This window comes from Salmonella enterica subsp. arizonae (genome assembly GCF_008692845.1).
In the GTDB taxonomy this organism is placed as follows: domain Bacteria; phylum Pseudomonadota; class Gammaproteobacteria; order Enterobacterales; family Enterobacteriaceae; genus Salmonella; species Salmonella arizonae.
The window spans coordinates 141,772-166,621 of the sequence record NZ_VXJW01000005.1 but is presented as its reverse complement, the minus strand read 5'-3'; the positions used below and the strand labels follow the sequence as shown (position 1 = coordinate 166,621).

Annotated in this window: 20 protein-coding genes and 1 pseudogene; 8 read left to right on the top strand and 13 right to left on the bottom strand. The window is 50.7% G+C overall.

The features are described from left to right. Window positions 1–43: 43 nt before the first annotated feature. The 4 genes from fixX to F4V61_RS11630 are packed head-to-tail and all read right to left on the bottom strand — an operon-like array spanning window position 44 to window position 3,390. On the bottom strand, window positions 44–331 hold the full coding sequence (gene fixX, locus F4V61_RS11645; protein WP_000203755.1) for a ferredoxin-like protein FixX: 288 nt from the start codon (window positions 329–331) through the stop codon (window positions 44–46). Continuing rightward, complete coding sequence (locus tag F4V61_RS11640; RefSeq protein ID WP_001287781.1) at window positions 328–1,614, bottom strand: FAD-dependent oxidoreductase; 1,287 nt, start codon at window positions 1,612–1,614, stop codon at window positions 328–330. The genes fixX and F4V61_RS11640 overlap by 4 nt, the downstream gene beginning before the upstream one ends. Before the next feature lie 48 nt (window positions 1,615–1,662). Further along, window positions 1,663–2,607 (bottom strand): electron transfer flavoprotein subunit alpha/FixB family protein, encoded by a 945-nt coding sequence (locus F4V61_RS11635; RefSeq protein ID WP_000033210.1) that lies wholly within the window; start codon window positions 2,605–2,607, stop codon window positions 1,663–1,665. A gap of 9 nt (window positions 2,608–2,616) precedes the next feature. Next, a complete protein-coding gene (locus tag F4V61_RS11630) occupies window positions 2,617–3,390 on the bottom strand; it encodes an electron transfer flavoprotein FixA (protein ID WP_038396993.1) in 774 nt (257 codons plus the stop codon). A 478-nt stretch (window positions 3,391–3,868) separates the two neighbouring features. On the opposite strand from F4V61_RS11630, the gene caiT reads away from it, so the two are divergent. From caiT to caiD, 5 genes are all read left to right on the top strand, one after another. Next, window positions 3,869–5,386 carry an L-carnitine/gamma-butyrobetaine antiporter gene (gene caiT, locus F4V61_RS11625; RefSeq protein WP_058344641.1) on the top strand — a complete coding sequence of 506 codons (1,518 nt, stop codon included), beginning with the start codon at window positions 3,869–3,871 and terminating at the stop codon, window positions 5,384–5,386. 31 nt (window positions 5,387–5,417) lie between these two features. Beyond that, entirely contained in the window at window positions 5,418–6,560 is a 1,143-nt protein-coding gene (gene caiA / locus F4V61_RS11620) for a crotonobetainyl-CoA dehydrogenase (protein WP_000347101.1), read from the top strand. A gap of 100 nt (window positions 6,561–6,660) precedes the next feature. Beyond that, window positions 6,661–7,881: an L-carnitine CoA-transferase gene (gene caiB / locus F4V61_RS11615; protein ID WP_038396995.1), complete on the top strand. Its 1,221-nt coding sequence runs from the start codon at window positions 6,661–6,663 to the stop codon at window positions 7,879–7,881. Window positions 7,882–7,949: 68 nt separating this feature from the next. After that, the gene (gene caiC / locus F4V61_RS11610; protein WP_000355786.1) at window positions 7,950–9,503 is read left to right on the top strand and encodes a crotonobetaine/carnitine-CoA ligase; all 1,554 of its coding nucleotides are present in this window, start codon (window positions 7,950–7,952) and stop codon (window positions 9,501–9,503) included. A 114-nt stretch (window positions 9,504–9,617) separates the two neighbouring features. Beyond that, window positions 9,618–10,403 (top strand): crotonobetainyl-CoA hydratase, encoded by a 786-nt coding sequence (gene caiD, locus F4V61_RS11605; RefSeq protein ID WP_000004480.1) that lies wholly within the window; start codon window positions 9,618–9,620, stop codon window positions 10,401–10,403. Between the two features lie 80 nt (window positions 10,404–10,483). Here caiD and F4V61_RS11600 read toward each other — a convergent pair whose 3' ends face one another. Continuing rightward, window positions 10,484–12,373, bottom strand: a complete 1,890-nt coding sequence (locus F4V61_RS11600; protein WP_000066325.1) for a sulfatase-like hydrolase/transferase — start codon at window positions 12,371–12,373, stop codon at window positions 10,484–10,486. Between the two features lie 700 nt (window positions 12,374–13,073). Here F4V61_RS11600 and F4V61_RS22390 point away from each other — a divergent pair. Next, window positions 13,074–13,187 (top strand): annotated as a pseudogene (locus tag F4V61_RS22390) (hypothetical protein); the annotation flags it as partial. Window positions 13,188–13,371: 184 nt separating this feature from the next. On the opposite strand, the gene F4V61_RS11595 reads toward F4V61_RS22390, so the two are convergent. The 4 genes from F4V61_RS11595 to carA form a co-directional block, all read right to left on the bottom strand. Next, on the bottom strand, window positions 13,372–13,788 hold the full coding sequence (locus F4V61_RS11595) for a hypothetical protein (RefSeq protein ID WP_161737516.1): 417 nt from the start codon (window positions 13,786–13,788) through the stop codon (window positions 13,372–13,374). Window positions 13,789–14,050: 262 nt separating this feature from the next. Further along, complete coding sequence (gene caiF, locus F4V61_RS11590) at window positions 14,051–14,446, bottom strand: carnitine metabolism transcriptional regulator CaiF (protein WP_000032593.1); 396 nt, start codon at window positions 14,444–14,446, stop codon at window positions 14,051–14,053. 282 nt (window positions 14,447–14,728) lie between these two features. Next, the gene (gene carB, locus F4V61_RS11585; RefSeq protein WP_079827730.1) at window positions 14,729–17,953 is read right to left on the bottom strand and encodes a carbamoyl-phosphate synthase large subunit; all 3,225 of its coding nucleotides are present in this window, start codon (window positions 17,951–17,953) and stop codon (window positions 14,729–14,731) included. Between the two features lie 17 nt (window positions 17,954–17,970). Continuing rightward, window positions 17,971–19,119, bottom strand: a complete 1,149-nt coding sequence (carA, locus tag F4V61_RS11580) for a glutamine-hydrolyzing carbamoyl-phosphate synthase small subunit (RefSeq protein ID WP_000597266.1) — start codon at window positions 19,117–19,119, stop codon at window positions 17,971–17,973. Between the two features lie 724 nt (window positions 19,120–19,843). On the opposite strand from carA, the gene F4V61_RS22170 reads away from it, so the two are divergent. Continuing rightward, window positions 19,844–20,581, top strand: coding sequence for a sugar-binding protein (locus tag F4V61_RS22170; RefSeq protein WP_077946373.1), 738 nt, complete (start codon window positions 19,844–19,846; stop codon window positions 20,579–20,581). A 62-nt stretch (window positions 20,582–20,643) separates the two neighbouring features. Further along, window positions 20,644–21,369: a sugar-binding protein gene (locus tag F4V61_RS11560; RefSeq protein ID WP_000807993.1), complete on the top strand. Its 726-nt coding sequence runs from the start codon at window positions 20,644–20,646 to the stop codon at window positions 21,367–21,369. 95 nt (window positions 21,370–21,464) lie between these two features. On the opposite strand, the gene dapB is transcribed toward F4V61_RS11560, so the two are convergent. The 4 genes from dapB to fkpB all read right to left on the bottom strand — a co-directional run bounded on the left by dapB (window position 21,465) and on the right by fkpB (window position 24,845). Then, window positions 21,465–22,286: a 4-hydroxy-tetrahydrodipicolinate reductase gene (dapB, locus tag F4V61_RS11555; protein ID WP_038397002.1), complete on the bottom strand. Its 822-nt coding sequence runs from the start codon at window positions 22,284–22,286 to the stop codon at window positions 21,465–21,467. Window positions 22,287–22,462: 176 nt separating this feature from the next. After that, the gene (rihC, locus tag F4V61_RS11550; protein ID WP_001239177.1) at window positions 22,463–23,377 is read right to left on the bottom strand and encodes a ribonucleoside hydrolase RihC; all 915 of its coding nucleotides are present in this window, start codon (window positions 23,375–23,377) and stop codon (window positions 22,463–22,465) included. A gap of 65 nt (window positions 23,378–23,442) precedes the next feature. Beyond that, window positions 23,443–24,393 carry a 4-hydroxy-3-methylbut-2-enyl diphosphate reductase gene (ispH, locus tag F4V61_RS11545; RefSeq protein WP_058344635.1) on the bottom strand — a complete coding sequence of 317 codons (951 nt, stop codon included), beginning with the start codon at window positions 24,391–24,393 and terminating at the stop codon, window positions 23,443–23,445. A gap of 2 nt (window positions 24,394–24,395) precedes the next feature. Beyond that, complete coding sequence (gene fkpB, locus F4V61_RS11540) at window positions 24,396–24,845, bottom strand: FKBP-type peptidyl-prolyl cis-trans isomerase (RefSeq protein ID WP_000047266.1); 450 nt, start codon at window positions 24,843–24,845, stop codon at window positions 24,396–24,398. Window positions 24,846–24,850: the final 5 nt, after the last annotated feature.

Here is a 24,850-nt window from a genome sequence, read left to right as displayed (position 1 = left end):
CGTAGGCCGGATAAGCGCAGTTACCGCGCCATCCGGCAGTCAATCAACCGTAGCGAAACTCCACGCCAAAGGTACCGCGCGGGTATTCCCACTTTTCCAGCGCGCTGTCCAGGCCGAGAATCCGACAGGTACCGCATTCCAGACAGCCGGCGTAGTCAAAGCGCACGCTGCCGTCATCCTGCTTCTTATATAACCCAGCGGGACATGCCTTAATCAGCACCTCCAAAGCCTGTTTATCCGGTTCGGTTTTCAGCACGATATGCGGGTTGTTTTCATCGACGTTGAATTTATTAACGCCCAGCTTGACGTCAACATTGACGGGGGAAGTCATAATGCGGTCGCTCCTTTAATACCGTCCTTCATCAGATTGATAAGGCCGACTTTCTTTGCATGACGCAGGATTTTTTTACGCATCGCCTCCGGTGCGCCGCCGTCAACGGTAAACAGATCGCGGGCGATACCGACCGCCATTTCCGGATAGCGGGTAAACATGCGCGGGTTATCGAGAAACGCCGGCAGACGCTGGTACATTCGCATATCCCGCATCAGACCGTTGTCGAGATGCTGGTGATATTCCGCCAGTTTTTGCCGACTAAAATCAGCGCTGCGCAGTGCGGAAAGGACGGTTTTCGCCGCCGCGTCTCCTGCCGCCACGGCCAAATCCATACCGCGAATAGTAAAGCCCAGATTCATGCACATTCCGCCAGCATCGCCGGCAATCAACACCCCGTCGCTCACCAGCTCAGGCTGCATAGCAAACCCGGCCTCCGGGACGACATGCGCGGCATATTCCACCAGTTTGCCGCCAGCGATCAGCGGCGCGACCGCCGGATGCTGTTTAAAATCTTCCAGCATTTGCGGCACGGATTTTGTCGCCGCGTTCAGATGATGCAGACCGCACACCAGCCCCAGCGACAGAGTGGTTTCATTGGTATATAAAAATCCGCCGCCCATCAGCCCTGCGGTCGGCGCGCCGGCGAACAGGCAGGCTGCGCCTTCGTTGCCCCGTAGTTGAAAACGATCCTCAATGACGGATTTGGGCAATTCGATCAGCTCCTTCACCCCTACCGCAACGTGCGAAGCGTTGACGCGTTTCGCCATGCCCAGCTTTTCCGCCAGCAAGGAATTGACGCCGTCCGCCAGGATCACGACTTTCGCTTCGATAATATCGCCATCGGCTTCCACGCCGACGACCTTGCCGTCGCGCTGTACGACGTTATCCACGCGGATACCGGTAATCAGTTGCGCGCCCGCTTCTTCCGCCTGCTCCATCAGCCAGGCGTCAAATTTACTGCGCAGCACGGAATAAGAACGTCGTGAAGGCGCTTGCTCCTCCGCATTAACATAATCAACCGCCATCACCCCTTGTTCGGTCATAAAGGCGAGTTTTTCATGGGTAATGAGGCGTTCTACGGGCGCCCGTGCCGCAAAATCGGGTAGAATACGCTCCAGACTATGCGCGTAGAGGCGACCGCCAGTGACGTTTTTCGCGCCAGCAGAATTGCCTCGCTCAATCACCAGTACCTGCGCGCCTTCACGCGCCAGCACCAACGCGGCGACTGACCCTGCCAGCCCTGCGCCGACAATAATGGCGTCAAAGATATCTTCAGACATAGAAACTCCCAGTCAGCGGCGGGACGTGCTTTGCCCCGCCTTGCTCAATCAACGTGCTAATGCCTGGGTCAGCGCGGGCAGGATCTTCACCGCATCGCCCACAATGCCGTAATCCGCGTACTGGAAGATCGGCGCGTTTTTATCTTTGTTAATGGCGCAGATCGTTTGCGATCCATTCGCCCCGACCATGTGCTGGATCTGCCCGGAGATCCCGATGGCAAGATAAAGTTCGGGTTTTAACATCAGGTTGGAGATACCGACATAACGCTCATGTTCCATCCATTTTTCGTTTTCCGCGACCGGACGAGAGCAGGCCAGCTCCGCGCCGATGGTCTGACACAGCGCCTGTGCCAGCGCGATATTCTCTTTACTGCCGATCCCGCGTCCAACGCTCACCACCAGCCGCGCTTTATCCAGATCGACGCGGTTGCTCTGACGCGCCTGCGTCGCGGTACGCGTCACCGCTATCGCCGGCGCTATCCACTCCACGCTCTGCGCCTCGCCGCGGCGCGCCGTATCCGCCTGCGCCGGTTCGAAAGCGCCGCTGCTCAGCGTGACTACCGCCCAGGGAGAGGTAATCGTCTCTTCGCCCATCGCCAGCCCGCCGTAAACCATGTGTTTTACCGCAGCCCCTTCCGCTTGTGGTACGACGCTACTGGCATCGTTAGACACCGCCGCGGCCAGACGGTAGCCGAGCTTAGCCGCCAGCAGTTTTCCGCGACGGGTATTCGGCAGTAGTACCATGCCCGCCTCGCCGCCATGTTTATGGAGGGTTTCCACCATGGCTTCCGCATAGTCTTCCACCATACGGTCATCAGGTTTACCGCGTAAAAACCAGACGCGATCCGCGCCAAAATGGAACGCTGCCTCGCTATCCGCCTCGCTCAGTACGAAAACGTTAATCTGTTCGCCGGTATGCTGCGCGCCGCCCATCAGTTCCGGCAGACGAGAAGGCGTATCGCTGAATACCCAAACACTGGAAAACTTGCTCATAACTTCCCCTTACTTAATGATTTTGCGCAGGTTTTCGGCGAATGCGGCGATCTGTTCTTCGCCCTCGCCTTCAATGACAATTCGCTGACGCTCGCGCTGTTTCGGCGCAGCGACGCGTTGGCTGGAGTAGTCAGCCGCCGCGCTAAAGCCGATGTCCGCCGCAGACCAGACCTGGACGGGCTTTTTCGCCGCGCCGAGAATCGCTTTCATCGACGGGATTTGCGGGGAGTTAATATCGGTAGAGACCGCCACGACCGCAGGTAACGGGATATGCAGCGTTTCGATTTCATCTTCCAACTCGCGCTCAACGATAAGGGCGTCTTCACTCAGCGAAAGGATGTTGCGCACGCCGTTAATGGCCGGGATATGCAGCGTTTCACCCAGCAGCAGGCTCACCTGCTGAGCATAAAGATCGGAAGAGCCATCGCCGCAGATAATCAGATCAAAACCCGCTTTTTGCGCAGCGGCGGCGAGCGCGGCGGCGGTTTGTTGCGGCAGCGCCTGTTCAAACTGCTCATCAATCACGACAATAAGATCGTCAGGGCCGCGAGAAAGCACATCTTTACGCCCTTTGGCATTGGTCAGCGCCTGGCCGCCCACGCTCATTGCCGTAACCACGGCATCGCCGGCCTGCTGTTTTAACTGGCAAGCGGTTTCAATCGCATTTAAATCGTATTGGCTAATTTTGGCGTCGGCTTTATGGGTATCTAATGAACCATCTTCGTTATTAATCACAATATCCTGTTCATCAGGCACGCACTTATAGCAAGTCAATATCTTCATTGCATCTCCAGAAATCATGAAGGAAACATCTTCTATATCGGCGGTGTTAAATACAGATATCACGCTCTTAAATTCGGGAATAAAACATTAATCACCAATATTGAAAAAGTCACATCCTGTTTTTCATAACTTTCAATATTGTTAAGCACCTCACCAATATTGAACAGTCAGCGATAAAATATAAAAATTTTCAATATTGTTTTACGGATCACCAATATTGAAAGAGAGACGCGCAAAAAACGCCCAATATCTTTTTATTACCTTGATTACAAAGGAATAAAGACAAAACAAACCGTCAACATAAACGACAAAAAAGTGTGATCCAGATTACAGAAAGCCGTGCGATGAATACTCATTATGAGTTACTCGCAAAAGCGCCCTGAGGTTAAATTATCACCGGTCGAATATTCAGGAAAATAAACAAAATATAATAGCCAGGAACGCAGCATAAATTTCGTTTTGACACTGGAATTAACTCATGAAAACTGACAAGAAAAAGTCTGGAATAGAACCAAAGGTTTTTTTCCCGCCACTCATAATCGTAGGGATACTTTGTTGGCTAACGGTTCGGGATCTTGATGCGGCGAATAATGTTATTAACGCCGTATTTAGTTATGTCACCAACATTTGGGGCTGGGCCTTTGAATGGTATATGGTCGTCATGCTCATCGGCTGGTTCTGGCTGGTCTTTGGTCCCTATGCAAAAAAGAAATTAGGCGATGAACCGCCGGAATTCAGTACCGCAAGCTGGATTTTTATGATGTTCGCCTCCTGTACCTCCGCCGCCGTCCTGTTCTGGGGGTCAATAGAGATTTATTACTATATCTCTACGCCGCCGTTCGGTCTTGCCCCTAATTCTACCGGCGCGAAAGAGATTGGCCTCGCTTATAGCCTGTTCCACTGGGGCCCGCTGCCGTGGGCGACCTACAGTTTCCTCTCCGTCGCTTTTGCCTACTTCTTTTTCGTCCGTAAGATGGATGTTATCCGTCCCAGTTCCACGCTGGTGCCGCTGGTCGGCGAAAAACATGCCAAAGGGCTATTCGGCACCATCGTTGATAATTTCTACCTGGTGGCGCTGATCTTTGCGATGGGAACCAGCCTCGGTCTGGCGACGCCGCTGGTGACGGAATGTATGCAGTATCTGTTCGGTATTCCGCACACGCTGGAGCTGGACGCCATCATTATTACCTGCTGGATTATCCTGAACGCGATTTGCGTCGCCTGCGGTCTGCAAAAAGGGGTCAGGATCGCCAGCGACGTCCGTAGCTATTTAAGCTTTCTGATGCTGGGCTGGGTATTCATTGTCAGCGGCGCCAGCTTCATCATGAACTATTTTACCGATTCGGTCGGTACGCTGTTGATGTACCTGCCGCGAATGCTGTTTTACACCGATCCGATAGGTAAAAGCGGGTTCCCGCAAAGCTGGACCGTCTTTTACTGGGCATGGTGGGTGATTTACGCCATCCAGATGAGCATCTTCCTCGCCCGTATTTCCCGTGGTCGAACAGTGCGTGAACTCTGCTTCGGCATGGTGTTGGGGCTGACGGCTTCCACCTGGATTTTGTGGACCGTCCTCGGCAGCAATACTCTCCTGCTGATGGATAAAAATATCCTCAATATTCCGCAGTTGATCGACCAGCACGGCGTGGCGCGCGCCATTATCGAAACCTGGGCCGCCCTGCCGCTCAGTACTGCCACCATGTGGGGATTCTTCATCCTGTGCTTTATCGCCACCGTCACGCTGATTAACGCCTGTTCTTATACCCTGGCGATGTCAACCTGTCGCGAAGTGCGCGACGGCGAAGAACCGCCGCTACTGGTGCGGATAGGCTGGTCGGTACTGGTGGGCATTATTGGCATTGTTCTGTTGGCGCTCGGCGGGCTGAAACCAATTCAAACCGCCATTATCGCCGGCGGCTGCCCGCTGTTCTTCGTCAACATTATGGTGACGCTCTCCTTTATCAAAGACGCCAAAACGCACTGGAAAGATAAATAAAATTAACCCCAAGAGATCAAGAGGTTGGAACATGGATTTTAATTTAAATGATGAACAGGAACTGTTTGTCGCCGGTATTCGTGAATTGATGGCCAGTGAGAACTGGGAAGCCTATTTTGCCGAGTGCGATCGTGACAGCATCTATCCCGAACGTTTTGTGAAAGCGCTGGCGGAGATGGGGATTGATAGCCTGCTGATCCCGGAAGAGCACGGCGGCCTGGACGCCGGATTCGTTACCGTTGCGGCGGTATGGATGGAATTGGGGCGTCTGGGCGCGCCGACATATGTGCTGTACCAATTACCGGGCGGGTTCAACACTTTCCTGCGTGAAGGCACCCAGGAACAGATCGATAAGATTATGGCCTTTCGCGGCACCGGTAAGCAGATGTGGAACTCGGCAATTACCGAGCCGGGTGCCGGTTCGGATGTCGGGAGTTTAAAAACCACCTATACCCGCAAAAATGGTAAGGTTTACCTCAATGGCAGCAAGTGCTTTATCACCAGTAGCGCGTACACCCCCTACATTGTGGTGATGGCAAGAGATGGCGCATCGCCGGATAAGCCTGTCTATACCGAATGGTTCGTGGATATGAGCAAACCGGGCATCAAAGTGACCAAACTGGAAAAGCTCGGTCTGCGTATGGATAGCTGCTGCGAAATTACCTTCGATGAGGTTGAACTGGACGAGAAAGACAGGTTCGGTCGGGAAGGTAACGGCTTTAATCGCGTTAAAGAAGAGTTCGACCATGAACGTTTCCTGGTGGCGTTAACCAACTACGGCACTGCGATGTGCGCCTTTGAAGATGCGGCGCGCTATGCCAATCAGCGCGTACAGTTTGGCGAAACAATTGGCCGCTTCCAGCTAATTCAGGAGAAATTCGCCCATATGGCGATCAAATTAAACGCCATGAAAAATATGCTGCTGGAAGCCGCATGGAAGGCGGACAACGGCACAATCACCTCCGGCGACGCGGCAATGTGCAAATACTTCTGCGCTAACGCCGCGTTTGAGGTCGTGGACAGCGCTATGCAGGTATTAGGCGGCGTGGGCATTGCGGGAAATCATCGTATTTCGCGTTTCTGGCGCGATCTGCGCGTTGACCGCGTTTCCGGCGGATCTGACGAAATGCAGATCCTGACGCTCGGTCGCGCCGTGCTGAAACAGTACCGCTAAGTGAAGCGCCCGGTGACGTTGCGCTTACCGGGCCTACGGATTGTGCATATTGCAGGCCGGAAAGGTGTTTACGCCGCTTTCCGGCAACAGGAGTGATACCATGACAACGCATTTACCAATGCCTGCCTTCGGCCCCCTCTCCGGGTTGCGGGTTGTTTTTTCCGGAATCGAAATCGCCGGACCGTTCGCCGGACAAATGTTCGCTGAATGGGGCGCGGAGGTTATCTGGATCGAAAATGTGGCCTGGGCCGATACCATTCGCGTCCAGCCGAATTATCCGCAGCTTTCACGTCGTAACCTGCACGCCCTTTCCCTGAACATCTTTAAAGACGAAGGACGAGAAGCGTTTCTGAAATTAATGGAAACGACCGATATCTTTATTGAAGCCAGTAAAGGCCCGGCGTTCGCCCGCCGCGGCATCACCGATGAAGTGCTGTGGAAACATAACCCAAAACTGGTTATCGCCCATCTCTCCGGCTTCGGTCAGTTTGGCGACGAAGAATACACCCATCTGCCGGCTTACAATACCATCGCCCAGGCGTTCAGCGGCTATCTGATCCAAAACGGCGATGTCGACCAGCCGATGCCCGCGTTCCCCTACACCGCCGACTATTTTTCCGGCCTGACCGCCACGACCTCGGCGCTGGCGGCGCTGCATAAAGTTCGGGAAACCGGTAAGGGCGAAAGTATTGATATCGCGATGTATGAAGTGATGCTGCGGATGGGGCAGTATTTTATGATGGATTACTTCAACGGCGGGGAGATCTGCCCGCGAATGACCAAAGGTAAAGACCCTTATTACGCCGGTTGCGGATTATATAAATGCGCCGACGGTTATATCGTGATGGAGTTAGTCGGCATTACGCAAATTAACGAATGCTTTAAAGATATCGGCCTCGCGCATATTCTCGGTACGCCGGAAGTGCCGGAAGGCACGCAGTTGATCCACCGTATCGAATGCCCTTATGGGCCGCTGGTGGAAGAAAAACTGGATACCTGGCTGGCGACGCGCTCTATCGCTGACGTTCAGGCGCGTTTTGCCGAACTGAATATCGCCTGCGCAAAAGTGCTGACCATTCCGGAACTGGAACATCATCCGCAGTACGTGGCCCGTGAGTCTATTACCCAGTGGCAAACAATGGATGGTCGCACCTGTAAGGGGCCGAATATCATGCCGAAATTCAAAAACAACCCGGGGAAAATCTGGCGCGCGATGCCGTCACATGGCATGGATACCGCCGCTATTCTGAAAAATATTGGTTATAGCGAAGCAGATATTAAGGAACTGGTCGGCAAAGGGCTGGCCAAAGTTGAGGATTAAACGCGATGCGCTAATCGGTTTTCCGGTTAGCGCTCACGCCTGATTTAGTGGATGTGGATAAAAGTGCAATGGATATTGTAGGCGGACAACACTTACGTCAGATGTGGGACGACCTGGCCGGAATATATGAAGACAAAACGGCGCTAATTTTTGAATCCTGCGCGGGAGAAGTACAGCATTTCAGCTATGCCTCGCTGAATAGAGAGATCAATCGCACGGCAAACCTTTTTTATTCCTTAGGCATACGTAAAGGCGACAACGTTGCTTTGCATCTGGACAATTGCCCGGAATTTATCTTTTGCTGGTTTGGGCTGGCAAAAATCGGCGCCATCGTCGTGCCGATTAATGCCAGATTATTGCGCGAGGAGAGCGCCTGGATCCTGCAAAATAGCCGGACGTCGTTACTGGTCACCAGCGCGCCGTTTTATCCAATGTATCGTCAGATTCAGCAGGAAGGGCGCACGCCGCTCAGTCATATTTGTCTGATCGGCCCGACGCTTCCGGCCGAAGAAGGTGTCAGCCACTTTTATACGCTGAAAGCGCAGCAGCCCGACGTCCTGCTTTATACGCCGCCGTTAACGCCTGACGATACTGCGGAAATCCTTTTTACCTCCGGCACAACGTCCCGCCCGAAAGGGGTAGTGATTACTCACTATAATTTACGTTTCGCTGGCTATTACTCCTCCTGGCAATGCGCGTTGCGCGAAGATGATGTTTATCTAACCGTCATGCCCGCCTTCCATATCGACTGCCAGTGTACGGCGGCGATGGCGGCCTTTTCTGTGGGCGCTACGTTTGTGCTGATCGAAAAGTACAGCGCCCGCGCCTTCTGGGGACAGGTGAGAAAATATTGCGCGACAGTGACGGAATGTATCCCGATGATGATCCGAACGTTGATGACGCAGACGCCAGCCGCTGACGATCGTCACCACTGTTTACGCGAAGTGATGTTTTACCTCAACCTGTCCGTGCAAGAGAAAGAGGCCTTTACTGAGCGCTTCGGCGTCCGGTTGTTCACCTCTTATGGTATGACAGAAACCATTGTCGGTATTATCGGCGACCGGCCCGGCGATAAGCGGCGCTGGCCGTCGATTGGTCGTCCAGGTTTTTGCTATGAAGCGGAGATTCGCAACGAACAAAACCGCGCGCTTCCTCCCGGCGAAATCGGGGAAATATGCATTAAAGGTATTCCTGGTAAAACGCTTTTTAAATCTTATTTCGAACGCCCGGATGCCACAGCCAAAGCGCTTGAGCCCAACGGCTGGCTGCATACCGGCGATTCCGGCTATCGCGATGAGGAAGGCTTTTTCTATTTCGTCGATCGTCGTTGCAACATGGTTAAGCGCGGCGGAGAAAATGTCTCTTGCGTCGAACTGGAAAATATCATCGCCGGACATCCTAAAATTCAGGATGTCGTGGTTATCGGCATTAAGGATGATATTCGCGATGAAGCTATTAAAGCGTTTGTAGTACTCAATGAAGGAGAAACATTAACCGAGGAGGATTTTTTTACGTTTTGTGAGGAAAATATGGCGAAATTTAAAGTGCCTTCATATCTGGAAATAAGAGAAGATTTGCCCCGTAATTGTTCAGGAAAAATCATTAAAAAAAATCTGAAATAACGTCCCCGGCGGGCGCCGCCCGCTAAATAAATCAACCTAGTCCTGGAAATAGAGATATTTCTGGCGGATAACTGTGGCCCTGAAAAGAGAATAAGCGAATAAAGGATTGAAGATATGAGTGAATCATTGCGCCTGACCCGTAATGGCCCCATTCTTGAAATTACGCTCGATCGCCCGAAAGCGAACGCGATTGACGCCAGAACCAGTTTTGCGATGGGCGAGGCATTTCTTAGCTTCCGCGACGACCCGCATTTGCGCGTGGCGATCATCACCGGAGCGGGAGAAAAATTTTTTTCTGCCGGCTGGGATTTAAAAGCCGCCGCTGAAGGCGAAGCGCCGGATGCGGATTTCGGCCCCGGCGGTTTTGCCGGTTTAACCGAGCTTTTTGATCTCAATAAACCGGTGATTGCCGCAGTCAACGGCTATGCTTTCGGCGGCGGATTCGAACTGGCACTGGCGGCGGATTTCATTATCTGCGCGGATCACGCCAGCTTCGCGCTGCCGGAAGCTAAACTCGGTATCGTGCCGGATAGCGGCGGCGTACTGCGTCTACCGAAAATACTACCGCCTGCGATCGTCAATGATATGGTGATGACCGGCAGACGAATGACAGCGGAAGAAGCGCTGCGCTGGGGAGTAGTAAACCGTGTCGTCAGCCCGCATGAGTTGCTTGATAGCGCCCGCGAGCTGGCGCGACAGCTAGTACAAAGCGCGCCGCTGGCGGTCGCCGCCCTGAAAGAAATTACCCGAACCACTCGCGACATGTCGGTAGAAGAAGGCTATCGCTATATCCGTAGCGGCTCACTAAGACACTATCCCGCCGTCCTGCACTCGGAAGATGCCCTCGAAGGGCCGCTGGCGTTTGCCGAAAAACGCGATCCGGAATGGAAAGGCCATTGATGCCAGTAGCCTTAAACTGATGACAAAGCGGTTTAAGGCTTTTTTCCGGAACATAAATTAGCGTCTACCGGATCAGGCGATTAATCTTTCGCCATGCGGCTGAACTGCTCAATGGTAAGATCCCACGGTTCGCTGGCGGCATCAGGCATAAAGCTACCATCGTCCACGCCAATTTCGTCTTTGATAATTTTATTCAGTTTTTCATTCATCTTAAGAATAAGGTCCTGATATTTCTCTTTATCGGCGGCGAGGTTATGATTCTCATCTGGATCATTTTTAAGATCGTAAAGTTCAAGATCATTATATTTAATAAGATCCTGCCAGTTTTCAGGCGTATTATGCTCTCTTAGCGAGAAGTAACGCGCAAACTTATAACGGCCATCGTTAATCATCCGCGTCCCTGAACGATGACTGAAATCAGGATGCAAATGGGATATCTCCTGCTTGATTTGCGCCACGTTTTTTTGCTTATCTCTTTGTAGCGCTATAACGCGGTGGAGATAATGGGCATCGGTATACAGGATCATGCCATAGCAATATAAGCTGGCATTTCTCACCGCATTGACTGCAACGCCTTCCGGGTTTTTTAGCAATCCGCTAAAGTTAACGCCTTTACGGTTACCTAACGCTTGGCGTTGTTTTTCTTCCGGCAAACCGGTCAGCCCAACCAGGGTCGGCGCAATATCAAGATGACAGGTCAACGCCTGACATTTCTTATTACCCGGATACGCCGGATGGGAAATAATCATCGGTACATGGATTTGTTCTTTATAAATAGAGGCGCCTTTACCGTGCATCTGATGGCTTCCACCTAATTCGCCATGATCGGCAGTAAATACGACAATAGTTTTATTGGTCAGCTTGAGGGCATCAAGTTCATTTAATATTCGGTCAAGGTGAGTATCACAGTCGCGAATACAGTTGAAATAGTAGTCAAGCAATTTACGCCAACGACGATCTTCATCAGGAAATTGCCCTTCCAGCGCTGCCCGCGCCGTCTGGTATTCAAGATGCGCAGGTGGTCTTCCCTGCTCATTGAATGATTGGTGCCTGTTCGCTGGTAGCGGATAGTTCAGCCAGCTTGCCTGATAAAGCTCGTTTTCAGGCGGTTGCGTAGGCGCCAGGGTATTATCATCATGATCCAACTCGCCACGCCATTGTACCTTTTCTCCCGCTTTATCCGTATCAATAAACATCACGTCATGAGGATTAACGAGGTTAACAGCCAAGAACCAAGGTTTGTTTTTGTCATTTAGCGGCTGTCCCTTACACCTTAACCAATTTATGGTCTGGGCCGTGGTGGTTGAATCATAAAAATAGCCGCCTTTACAATGGCCTATAATATCCCCGATGCCGTGATAGTCAGAAAAACCATATTTTTCCATAATCTTATGTAATTCTGGCTCAGGAATATTCCCGACATCAATATCCTCATCTTTTTCATCAGGAAGAGGCTTCTCCAGTTTTTCTGTAAGATGCCACTTCCCTTTATAGGCCGTATAGTATCCCAATTTCTGCATCATATGGCCTGTGGTTCCAAGAGCGGGGTCAAGGTCATAGGGCATCCAGGGTAATCCCAGATTATCAAACATCTTTGTCTGGGGCATATGTAAGCCGGTATACAATACGGAGCGGGAAGGCGTGCAGACATTACTGGTATTCTGGTGGTTACAGAATGTCACCCCCGTTTTCATGAGCCGCTCTCTGCCGGGTACCGGGAAAGGATACGTAGCGAAAAAACGCTCCTGGTCGGTCACCACTAACAGAATATTATATCCTTCTGGCAATTTTTCCGGGATTTCGCCAGTAAACGGTTTATCCCACGCCGGTTTCGCTTTGACGGCGCATTTTTCATCAGCCTTTACCGCACCGGATAACATACCTCCGACGGTAAGAATACCGGCGCTGGTCAACAGTTTTCTACGGGTAAGATCCGTCTCATCTGTAGACAGATTTTTTTTATTACTCATATTATTATACCTGTGGTCAGTAAACTTATCACATTTTCTTTTATTACTGTATGAGGAAGCATGGGCGTGTATCAATGTCTTCCGGGTAAGAATATGTGTTATAAATTGATTTGTATTTCAAATTAGAAATACATTAACAAATGACAATGACTATCTAAAAATTATTTAGACGGGAAGTACATTGATTTTATTTTAGAGATACAACTAAAAACATTACCTAATAAGAAAACACATTATTAAACATCCCCTACAGAACCATACTCGCGCCTTCCCCCCTCAGCTACGGCGATACCCTATGTCACTGCAATGGAATTTCCCCGGAAAACATACCGTCAGCAACGAGCAGCGCAACAAAAAACATACAGCCGGTAATATCATCCGGGGAAATTAAAAAACAACTCAATTTTGTTATATTGCTTATTGATAAATAACCATCTCATCATTGGGAGATTCAATAAGTCTTCAACCATTGCAAAAAATATAAAAAGCATCTTTATAAGTAGTTATGTTTATTTTTACCCTTCGGAAATAATTTTTTATTGACAAAATTATAGACAGGTGACTATAACAAGCTATAAGACAATTATGTCAAACAAGGCTATTTCGAATCATCAATCGGAGTTATAAATAACTTCGGTAAGAATTAATGATGTTGCGCAAATATTATCATTAATACAACAAGAACAGAACGATGAAAAAACATATTATCGCTACGCGCGAGCATGGCCCAAATTTTGAAGCCGTTGCCGACGTTTATAAAGATGCAGCAAAATCACAATGCTCTGATTGCGCCATAGCGATGGCACACGCATGAAACAATAAGAGAGCGCCGGCAAGGTGCCATGTTGTGTCACAATCCGCTCAGGGCCGTCTGGAAAGAGATGCCGGCCCTCCTTTTTTATTAAAATCTTATCTGAAGCAGGTAAGCCAGTAAAACGAGCAGGCAGTGAGTCTCTTGACAGAAAGATAGTTTTCCGGAACTTGTTTTAAAGTAATATTTAGTGCGCTTTCACCTGTTTGAACCAGTAATTGTCCATTTTCGTTATCCACTTTCCCTGCTTATCTTTTGGTATTACGCCCGCCCAAAGTAATTGCAACTGTCGGTTATAGGTTCCGATAGCGTGTCCACCATATGCCCCTTCAAATGCTATCACCATTGGTCCCTGCCCTTTTACGCCCTCCAGTCCTTCATGGCAATAAAGCGCGTTGCGGTGAGTCACGTCAAGTTCATACTGCACGTTCAGTTTCACACATTCTTGCCCGCAGGTTTCTACTGGCGGCAATATTGTCATGGTATAAGGCGGGTTATCTGCTGTGGTTTCCCATGTTCCGATCAGGTCTTTGCAAGCGTTTATCTCCGTAGCAAAGGATGCGGCGGAAAATAGCGCAGACAAATAAAGTGTTATCATTTTCATTTTCATTTTCATTTTCATTTTCATTTTCATCACAGAGGTCCTGTTCCTTATGCCTAATCATAAGGATAAATGCCCTGCGATACGTTTTTTTCCCGGAAATGTTGAGCCTTTGTTCAGAGAAATACCGATGAGTGTAACGTCATATAAGCGGATAGCGCAGTGGAGAAAGCGGGAGTGTGGACTTTTCCCGGACAGACGTATGTTGATACGCCTGTCCGAAACAGTTTTATTCAAAGATTACCCGACATGGGCCTTATACGGCCTAACGACGCATACTTTTTGACAGCATCATTTGCCACTTTTGCTCCCGGTTAAGCTCCGTCGGCGGAACTGTCGTCATATGTGGCGTTTTTCCTGCCCCAGCCATCTTTTCCCGGGCGCTATTTCCAATGCGCGCATACAGCTGCGAATCAATACTTTTAATACGCACCAGACGCTGACACTGGCAGCCTCGCCCTTCGAGTTGATTAGGAATGGTTTTAGTTTCGCAGTTTATTTCTCCCACTTCTGAAAGAATATAAGAAACCGTGTTTATCGCCTTGCAGTGGTCCATATTAAATTGCTTAGCAATCTCTTTAGCGCTCACCCAACGGTTCTCCGCCATTACCCAATCAGCAATTAACAAATAAAGTGGCTTTTCAACATATTCTTTACTCATAAGTACACCATTTTTACAAATTAAAAAATCTCGCTACGGCTTATTTCGGCAACCTCTAAATCACCTAATTAACCATTTTAAAAATGTGGATATAGGGGAATAGTATGCAACTTAACAGTCAATTAGTGTGAGCAAAATCTTGCTTATAAGATTGAAAATGCGGTTAACGAAATACCTTTGGCCAGGAATTACCTGATAATGTAAAAAAAACGGTTCCCTTTCAGGAACCGTTTAAACAAGCGATAATGGATACTTTCTGGCGATGGCCCTATGGGTCACACGTTATTTCTGGATTTGCGCGTGCATCTCCTGCACTGAGATAACTTTCTCAGTTGCGTCCGCATTGAGCGCCATCGCCGTCGCAAAACCGCCGTTCAGCGTGGTGTCATAATGCACTTTATACTGTAGCGCGCTACGACGAATCACCCTTGAGTCTTCAATCGCCCGGCGACCTGCGGTAGTATTGATAATGTAGGTGTATTCGCCATTCTTGATACGGTCCTGAATGTGCGGGCGACCTTCATGCACCTTGTTCACCAGACGAGGATTAATCCCCGCTTCTCCCAGCACAATGGCCGTTCCGTGAGTGGCATCCAGCTCAAAGCCCTGTTTCAGCAGTTTAGCGGCGAGATCCACCACACGCTCTTTGTCGCCTTCACGTACAGAGAGCAGCGCACGGCCCGATTTCTTCATTGTGGAATTGCTACCCAGTTGCGCTTTAGCAAACGCTTCCGCAAAGGTGCGGCCCACCCCCATCACTTCTCCGGTTGAGCGCATTTCTGGCCCTAACAGCGGGTCAACGCCAGGGAACTTATTGAATGGCAGCACCACTTCTTTCACCGAGTAGTACGGCGGAATAACCTCTTTGGTGATGCCCTGCGCAGTAAGCGTTTTGCCCGCCATCACGCGCGCTGCCACTTTCGCCAGCGGCACGCCGGTGGCTTTGGAGACGAACGGTACGGTACGCGCCGCACGAGGGTTCACTTCAATCAGGTAGACTTCGTTGTCTTTCACCGCAAACTGCACGTTCATCAGACCGCGCACCTGCAGCTCAAAAGCCAGCTTCTGCACCTGCTGGCGCATCACGTCCTGAATTTCCTGGCTCAGTGTGTAGGCCGGCAGTGAACAGGCTGAGTCGCCAGAGTGTACGCCCGCCTGCTCAATATGCTCCATGATGCCGCCAATCAGCACCATTTCGCCGTCGCAGATGGCATCCACATCGACTTCTACCGCATCATCCAGGAAGTGATCGAGCAATACCGGCGCATCGTTAGAGACGCTGACCGCCGTCTGGAAGTAACGGCGCAGGTCCGCTTCGTCATAGACGATTTCCATCGCCCGACCGCCCAGCACGTAGGACGGACGTACAACCAACGGATAGCCAATCTCTTTCGCCTTCTCTACCGCTTGCTCAATTGCGGTAACGGTAGCATTGGCTGGCTGCTTCAGCTTCAGACGGTCAACCGCGTGCTGGAAGCGTTCGCGGTCTTCCGCACGGTCGATAGCATCCGGGCTGGTACCGATAACCGGTACGCCAGCGTCTTCCAGTGCGCGCGCTAGCTTCAGCGGAGTCTGCCCGCCGTACTGCACGATAACGCCTTTCGGCTTCTCGATGCGCACGATTCCCAGCACGTCTTCCAACGTTACCGGCTCGAAGTACAGACGGTCAGATGTGTCATAGTCGGTAGAGACAGTTTCCGGGTTACAGTTGACCATAATGGTCTCGTAACCGTCTTCGCGCAGCGCCAGCGAGGCGTGTACGCAGCAGTAGTCGAATTCAATACCCTGGCCGATACGGTTCGGGCCGCCGCCGAGCACCATAATTTTGTCGCGGTCAACGGACGGGTTGGATTCGCACTCGTCTTCATAGGTAGAGTACATATAGGCGGTGTCGGTGGCGAACTCCGCCGCGCAGGTATCCACGCGCTTGTAGACCGGGTGCAGGTCAAACTGGTCGCGCAGCTTGCGGATTTCCGCTTCGCGAACGCCCGCAAGCTTCGCCAGACGCGCATCGGCAAAGCCTTTACGCTTCAGGTGACGCAGGAAGTCAGCGTCGAGGCCGTTAATGCCCACTTCCGCCACTTTCTCTTCCAGGCGCACCAGCTCTTCAATTTGCACCAGGAACCAGCGGTCGATGTTGGTCAGGTTAAACACGCCATCGACGGACAGGCCCGCACGGAAGGCATCGGCGATGTACCAGATACGCTCGGCGCCAGCATCTTTCAACTCGCGGCGGATTTTGGTCAACGCTTCCGGGTCATCGAGACTCACTTTCGGGTCGAAACCCGTGGCGCCTACTTCCAGGCCGCGCAGCGCTTTTTGCAGCGATTCCTGCTGCGTGCGGCCAATCGCCATCACTTCGCCGACCGATTTCATTTGGGTGGTCAGACGATCGTTAGCGCCAGCAAACTTCTCAAAGTTGAAGCGAGGAATCTTAGTCACCACGTAGTCGATGGACGGTTCGAAGGAGGCTGGCGTGCGACCACCAGTGATGTCGTTCATCAGCTCGTCGAGGGTGTAACCCACCGCCAGTTTCGCGGCAACCTTAGCAATCGGGAAGCCGGTAGCCTTCGAGGCCAGCGCCGAAGAGCGCGAGACGCGCGGGTTCATCTCGATAACAATCAGGCGACCGTTTTTCGGGTTCACGGCGAACTGGACGTTGGAACCGCCAGTTTCGACGCCTATTTCACGCAGTACCGCCATCGAGGCATTACGCATGATTTGATATTCTTTATCGGTCAGGGTCTGCGCCGGCGCCACGGTAATGGAGTCACCGGTGTGGATGCCCATCGCATCGAAGTTTTCGATAGAGCAGACGATGATGCAGTTGTCGTTTTTATCACGCACCACTTCCATCTCGTACTCTTTCCAGCCGATGAGCGATTCATCAATCAGCAGCTCGTTGGTTGGGGAAAGATCCAGGCCACGGGCGCAAATTTCTTCAAATTCTTCACGGTTATAAGCGATACCGCCGCCAGTGCCGCCCATGGTAAAAGACGGGCGGATGATGCACGGATAGCCAACGTCAGCCGCCACAGCCAGCGCCTCTTCCATCGTATGCGCGATACCGGAACGCGCCGTTTCAAGGCCGATCTTTTTCATCGCGATATCGAAACGACGACGATCTTCGGCTTTATCAATCGCGTCGGCGGTCGCGCCAATCATGGTCACGCCGAACGCTTTAAGTACGCCCTGACGCTCCAGCTCCAGCGCGCAGTTCAGCGCCGTCTGACCGCCCATCGTCGGCAGCACCGCGTCCGGACGCTCTTTTTCGATGATTTTGCGCACCACTTCCCAGTGAATCGGCTCAATGTAGGTGGCATCGGCCATTTCCGGGTCGGTCATGATGGTGGCCGGGTTGGAGTTCACCAGGATAACGCGATACCCCTCTTCGCGCAGCGCTTTACATGCCTGAGCGCCGGAGTAGTCAAACTCACATGCCTGACCGATAACAATCGGGCCCGCGCCCAGAATCAGGATGCTTTTTATATCTGTACGTTTTGGCATTGTCTTAATACTCCTGATTACTTAGCGATTTTACGGTATTGCGCGATAAGCTCGATAAAGTGGTCGAATAACGGCGCGGCGTCGTGCGGACCAGGGCTCGCTTCCGGGTGCCCCTGAAAACTGAACGCTGGTTTATCGGTACGATGAATCCCTTGCAGGGTGCCGTCGAACAGGGATTTATGGGTCACGCGAAGGTTGGCGGGCAGCGTCGCCTCATCCACCGCAAAGCCGTGGTTTTGCGCAGTAATCATCACCACGTTTCGGTCCATATCTTTTACCGGATGGTTGCCGCCGTGATGGCCGAACTTCATCTTGACGGTCTTCGCCCCGCTAGCCAGCGCCAGCAACTGATGCCCAAGGCAGATGCCAAATAGCGGAATCTCGGTTTCAAGGAATTTCTGAATGGCGTGAATGGCGTAGTCGCACGGCGCCGGGTCGCCAGGGCCATTGGAGAGAAAGATACCGTCCGGGTTCATCTTCAGCACCTCGTCGGCAGAGGTTTGCGCCGGAACCACCGTCAGGCGGCAGCCGCGGTCCACCAGCATACGCAGAATGTTGCGTTTTGCGCCGAAATCATAGGCCACCACATGGAACGGCAGGTCATCCTCAGATTTCGCTTCCGGTAAACCGTCTTTCAGCGTCCAGCTCGCCTGCGTCCAGCGGTAGGCTTCCGCAGTGGTCACCTCTTTCGCCAGATCCATACCGTTAAGTCCAGGAAATGCTTTCGCTTTTTCCAGCGCCAGCTTCGCATCCGGGTTATCGCCGGCAATGATGCAGCCGTTCTGTGCGCCTTTCTCACGCAGCAGTCGGGTCAGCTTGCGGGTATCAATATCAGCAATCGCCACAATGTTATGGCGTTTGAGGTAAGAAGAGAGGTCTTCTGTGTTACGGAAGTTACTGGCAATCAGCGGCAGATCGCGAATCACTAAACCTTGCGCATGAACCTGAGAAGATTCTTCATCGGCTTCATTGGTGCCGACATTACCAATATGGGGATAAGTAAGAGTGACGATTTGGCGGGAATAGGAAGGATCAGTGAGGATTTCTTGATAACCGGTCATTGAAGTATTGAAAACGACTTCCCCAACCGCCGAACCTGTTGCCCCAATGGCCCGACCGTGAAACTGGGTTCCGTCTTCCAGAACCAATAGCGCTGACTTAATCAAAACACCCTCCAGAGAATATTCACTCACTTTATTTGCATATTAATTCATTCAGTCAGTATGAAGCAATGCAAATTTGCTTACCCATGGATTTCTGGCAAACGGCGGCATTCTGAAGTTAAGCCGGATAAAAGTCAACTTAAAGAGGGTGTTTTTTATGTTATTTTGTACATTATAAGGAAGTTATTCGGTTTAACAGGCAAAAAGATCAACTAAGTGACGATAGAAAACGCTTTCTCTTCCTTGAGTTCACAAAAAATTGTATGGCATGATAAAAAGTGGACCAAATGGTCAAATTTCACATTAAACCAACAAAAAACAACAACAAAAATCAATTTAATAGCGCTTATATCAAATAAATTAATAAAAAAACAAAATCAATCAAGCTTATGTGAAAAATAACTTAAAAATCAATTAATTAAAAAAACAAATAATAAAATAAAACAATTATAAAGCCATAAAAAAAACAAGTTAATACAACCTTTTAAGACTTAAAACCATAAAATGCACATATAAGCTCTTTTTATTTAAGACAAGCGCATACGGTTGGATCATAACCAGCCTCACTACAGCGTAAAAAATATAACCCATTGAAATAAAACAGATAAAACGACGTCACCTTAAAAATGAATGTGATCTCCCTCACAAAACATTACCTCCCGGCAGGCCATCATAGCTTTCGTTCGCTTTACCACATTCTTTTAATTCAATGACTTAAGGAAAAAACATGTCTACTGAAAGTAATATTATTATCGATGGCGGTTTTGAAGAGGGGTTTGATGGCTGGGTACTGTCATCGCAGTCATCCATATTTATCGAAGATGGCGCGACAGGAAACAACCACTTTTGTCGAATCGAACCCACCAATACCATTACGCAATACTTTACCATTGAGCCCGAAACCACCTATCGGCTGACTCTCGCCGTTAGAGGCGAGGCGAAGGGAAACGTCACTATTTCCCAGACTTATCCTACCCATACCTCTTTTATCTCTGACATCAATGCTAACTTAAATGCGGAATGGCACAGGGAAGAATATGTCTTCACAACCGGCGCTGATACGGGTCGTACCGCGTTCAGGATTTCCGTTCCGTGGAACAGCGCTAACACCCCAATGGATATCGATCTTATCAGCCTGGTCGAGGTGCCTTTTGAATACAGTAAGCCGCTGTGGGTGAATATGACTAACGTCAGTTCAAGCAGTAACTTTTTCCAGTTGAACGTCATGACCCGTACCGATGCGCCTGAAGGGCAAATTAACCGCATTTATCGTAATGGCAATTACGTCACGCAGATGGATGCCGTTGGTCCGGATGACTTTAACCAAACCGGCGGCTATTCCAGCTTTGCTGCTGGCGATGTATTCCAGTTCCGCGCTTATAACAGCCTTACCGGGAAAGAGTATTTACTCTGTGAAACCACCTATGAACAGCTTACTGCAAGCGGCGTGTTCAATATTGAATAACCCACCACGCTTATTCATTTATCAGTAAGCACTTTATTAATTCTATTTAAACGAGATATATCATGGCTGAGATTAACAATATTATTATTGATGGTTCCTTTGAGGATGGTTTAACAGAACAATGGCAAATTGGCTCACTGGTTGAAGTAGAAGAAAATGACAGCAACCATTTTTGCCGTATCGATAGCGCTAACGCCTTAAGCCAGACGGTAACGCTGGAGACATTCATGACTTACGCGATATCTTTTTTAATCACGGGAAACCTTGTTGGAAAAATTATCGTTCAGACCACAGACAGAACCACGACGTTTTTTGAACATGATATCAATATGACTACGCAAGATGAATGGCACACGGAATCGCTGGAGTTTTCGACACAGGCGGTAGCAGGCGAAGCCGTTGTCAGCTTTATCGCGCCGGGTGAGATTGGCGCAGGAAGTCTGTTTATCGATAATATTAACATGGTGGCGGTGCCCTTCGTATTTACTCGCCCACTGTGGGTCAATATGGATCGGGCATCCAGTAATTATGTCTACTATCAATATGGCATAATGACCACTGCGGATGCCGCGACTCAAACCTATCGTTTATATAAAAACGAGGGTTTTCTCGCAGAATACAGCATCGGAGCGGATGATTTTGTACAAAGCACCACAATGAATACCGTTGTTGCCACGGATGTATTTAAACTGACTATTCTTAACACGAAAACAACGGCAGAACATGTCGTGAGCGAAGAAACTGTCGAAACATTAATGGCGAAAGGCGTTATTTATCTGACTGAATAACCGCATGCTACAAAAAACAAAAGGGCAATAATATATTGCCCTTTGTAATCAATTAATCTTGATTACCACAACCACATCACGAAGGTATTTAGTCGTTATAATACATCCAGCCCCAGCACATCCCGCATGTCAAATAGCCCATTTTTCTTCGTTTTTAGCCATAATGCCGATCGCAACGCGCCATTTGCAAAAGTCATGCGGCTGGAAGCTTTATGCGTAATCTCTACGCGCTCGCCAATATCGGCAAACATCGCGGTATGTTCGCCGATGATGTCGCCCGCCCGAACGGTTGCAAAGCCAATCGTTCCCGGTACGCGCTCGCCGGTATGCCCTTCCCGGCTGTAAACCGCACAGTCTTGCAGATCCTTATTCAGCGCATGGGCAATCGTCTCTCCCATCGCCAGCGCGGTTCCTGACGGCGCATCGACTTTATGACGATGATGCGCTTCGATAATCTCAATATCGCTATAGTCGCCCATCACTTTCGCTGCTTTTTCTAACAGTTTAAGCATCACATTGACGCCCACGCTAAAATTAGCCGCAAAAACAATGGCGATCTCCTGCGCGGCGTCGCGAATAGCCTGTTTACCGGCCTCGTCAAAACCGGTGGTGCCGATCACCATGGATTTACCATGTTTACGACAGAATGCCAGATGCGCCAGCGTGCCTTCAGGACGGGTAAAATCGACTAAAACATCGAAATCATCTTTGACCAACGCTAGATCACTTTGGACGATCACGCCCATTTTCCCCACGCCCGCCAGCTCGCCCGCATCGCTGCCCAGCAGTGAAGAGCCCTCCCGCTCCAGCGCGGCACCCGGCTGAATACCCTCCATGTGTAATGCGGCCTGAATTAACTGACGGCCCATGCGCCCTCCAGCGCCGACAATCGCGACGCGGATTTGTGCTTCATGCATAGTTATTCTCTTATGTTAAATAAAATGATGTAAACCGTTTTCAGATTAACCAGCCTCTGACCAGGCCGCCATCTAAAATCGCCGATAATTAGAAATAAATGATAAACAGGAAGCAATATCAGCAAAAGACATGACGTTACGGAATAAGTAGCGTCATGAGGTTATAAGCGGAGGGATCACGGCGCCAGCGCCAGCGCGTCTGCGGCCCACTGCTGAAATCCAGCGACATCAATGTCCAGCGCCACCTGCACGTTTACTGGTCTTTCCAGCCGCCCCTCAATATCAACGACCGTCGTACCTGCAGTATATTCTCCCTGGGTTTCCACCGCCACAAAGCAAGGTTTAAGAATAAATAATTCCGGGCGCGTCAGCCAGGCGATTGCGCAGAGATCGTGCATCCGCACACCAGTACGCCTACTACCGCTGCGATAATGGTTGAACAGGCCGTGCAGCATCTTGCCGGTACGATTAAGCGCGGGCAGTTTATCCAGAAAATCGGGCGAGAGCATCGCCTGATTCGTGACATCCAGCCCACACATCACAATCTCTATGCCGCTACGAAATACGTGGGCGGCGGCCTCCGGATCGACAGCAATGTTAAATTCAGCATTAGGCGTAAAATTACCACGCCCTGCGGAACCGCCCATCATCACCAGACGGCGAATGTTAAATGCGCACTCCGGATAGTGCATCAACAGCAACGCAATATTGGTCAACGGTCCAATCGCCACCAGTGTCATGGGCTCCGGGGCGTTCATCAGCGCATCCCGAATAGCGATAAACGCAGGCTTCGCTAACGGTTGGCGCTGATGGTCGACAAAATCATAGCCACCCATGCCGGATTCGCCGTGGACATATGCCGCATCGCGTAACGGACGCAGTAACGGCGTAGCGGCGCCTTGGGCAAGTGGGATATCGCTGTTCCAGAAATGCAGGAGTTGCAACGCATTACGGGTCGTTTTTTCAACGGAGACATTACCGGCAACGGTGGTTATCAGTTGCAGATCAAGCTCAGGGGTGAACAGCGCGGCGGTAATAGCAGCCGCGTCATCAATGCCCGGATCGGTATCAAGTATGATTGGCAAGCGCATATCTGCTCCATAAAAAATGCCAGACAGCGTGTCTGGCATCTTCGCATAACCGGAGTGTGAAAAATTTACTCTACCTCACGAACATCCACACGCAGCTCTTTCGGTACTTCGAAAACAATATTTTCTTCGCGGCCCTCAAGCGTGACAGCCTCGCCGCCGCCAAACTCCCGTAGACGCGCAATAACATTCTGCACCAGAATATCCGGTGCGGAAGCGCCAGCGGTAACGCCGACGCAGACCGCCTCTTTTACCCACGCTTCCTGGATATCCGCCGCGTCGTCGATAAGAAACGCCCTTCTTCCCATCCGCTGAGCCAGTTCCGCCAGCCGGTTAGAGTTAGAAGAGTTTTTCGAGCCGACCACCAGCACCACGTCAGCCTGCTCCGCCAGCGCCCGTACCGCTTCCTGACGATTGGTAGTAGCATAGCAAATATCGTCTTTGCGCGGGCCGACGATTTTCGGGAAACGGCTTCGCAACGCGTCAATCACATCTGACGTATCGTCCACGGAGAGCGTGGTTTGCGTCATGAAGGAGATTTTGTCTTCATTTTTAACGTTCAGCGTCCAGACATCTTCTGGCGACTCAACCAGGTACATTCCCCCTTCCGGGTTGCTGTACTGTCCCATTGTCCCTTCGACTTCAGGGTGCCCGGCGTGACCGATCAGAATAGATTCTTCACCGCGACGGCTGGCGCGCGCCACTTCCATATGGACTTTCGTCACCAGCGGGCAGGTCGCATCAAAAACGGTAAGATCACGGCTTTTTGCTTCGTTACGCACCGCCTGGGAAACCCCGTGAGCAGAGAAGATCAGAATGGCGCCATCCGGCACTTCGCTGATTTGTTCAATAAAGATAGCCCCGCGCTTACGCAGGCTATCCACCACATAGCGGTTATGAACCACTTCGTGACGAACGTAAATTGGCGCGCCGTAGATGGCGAGCGCATTTTCAACAATGCTGATAGCGCGGTCTACCCCGGCGCAAAAACCGCGTGGGTTGGCCAACAGAATCTGCATGTTTATGCCTCCAGCGCCGGATCGATTTCCAGCACTTCAATATCAAAATGAACGGTATGCCCAGCCAGCGGATGGTTAAAATCAACGGTTATCGAATCGCCGTTAATTTCACGAATCACACCAGGCATTTCGCTGCCATCCATTGCGGTAAAAAGCATAATTGCCCCAACTTCCGGTTCGCCCGCCGTCATAAATTCACGACGCGAAAAATACTGGATCAAGTCCGGGCTGGGAACGCCAAACGCGGCGTCAGGCTCCAGCAAAAAGGCTTTCTTTTCCCCCTCTTTCAGCCCCAGAAGCTGCTGCTCCAGCCCCTCGGAAAGCGAGGTATCGCCAAGACGGAACAAGGCAGGCTTGCCATTGTTGCGGGTGGATTCAGCCGTTGAACCATCATCCAGTTTTAGGGTGAAGTGAACGAGGATCGCGCTGTTGCTCTGTACTGATTTAGACATGCAGG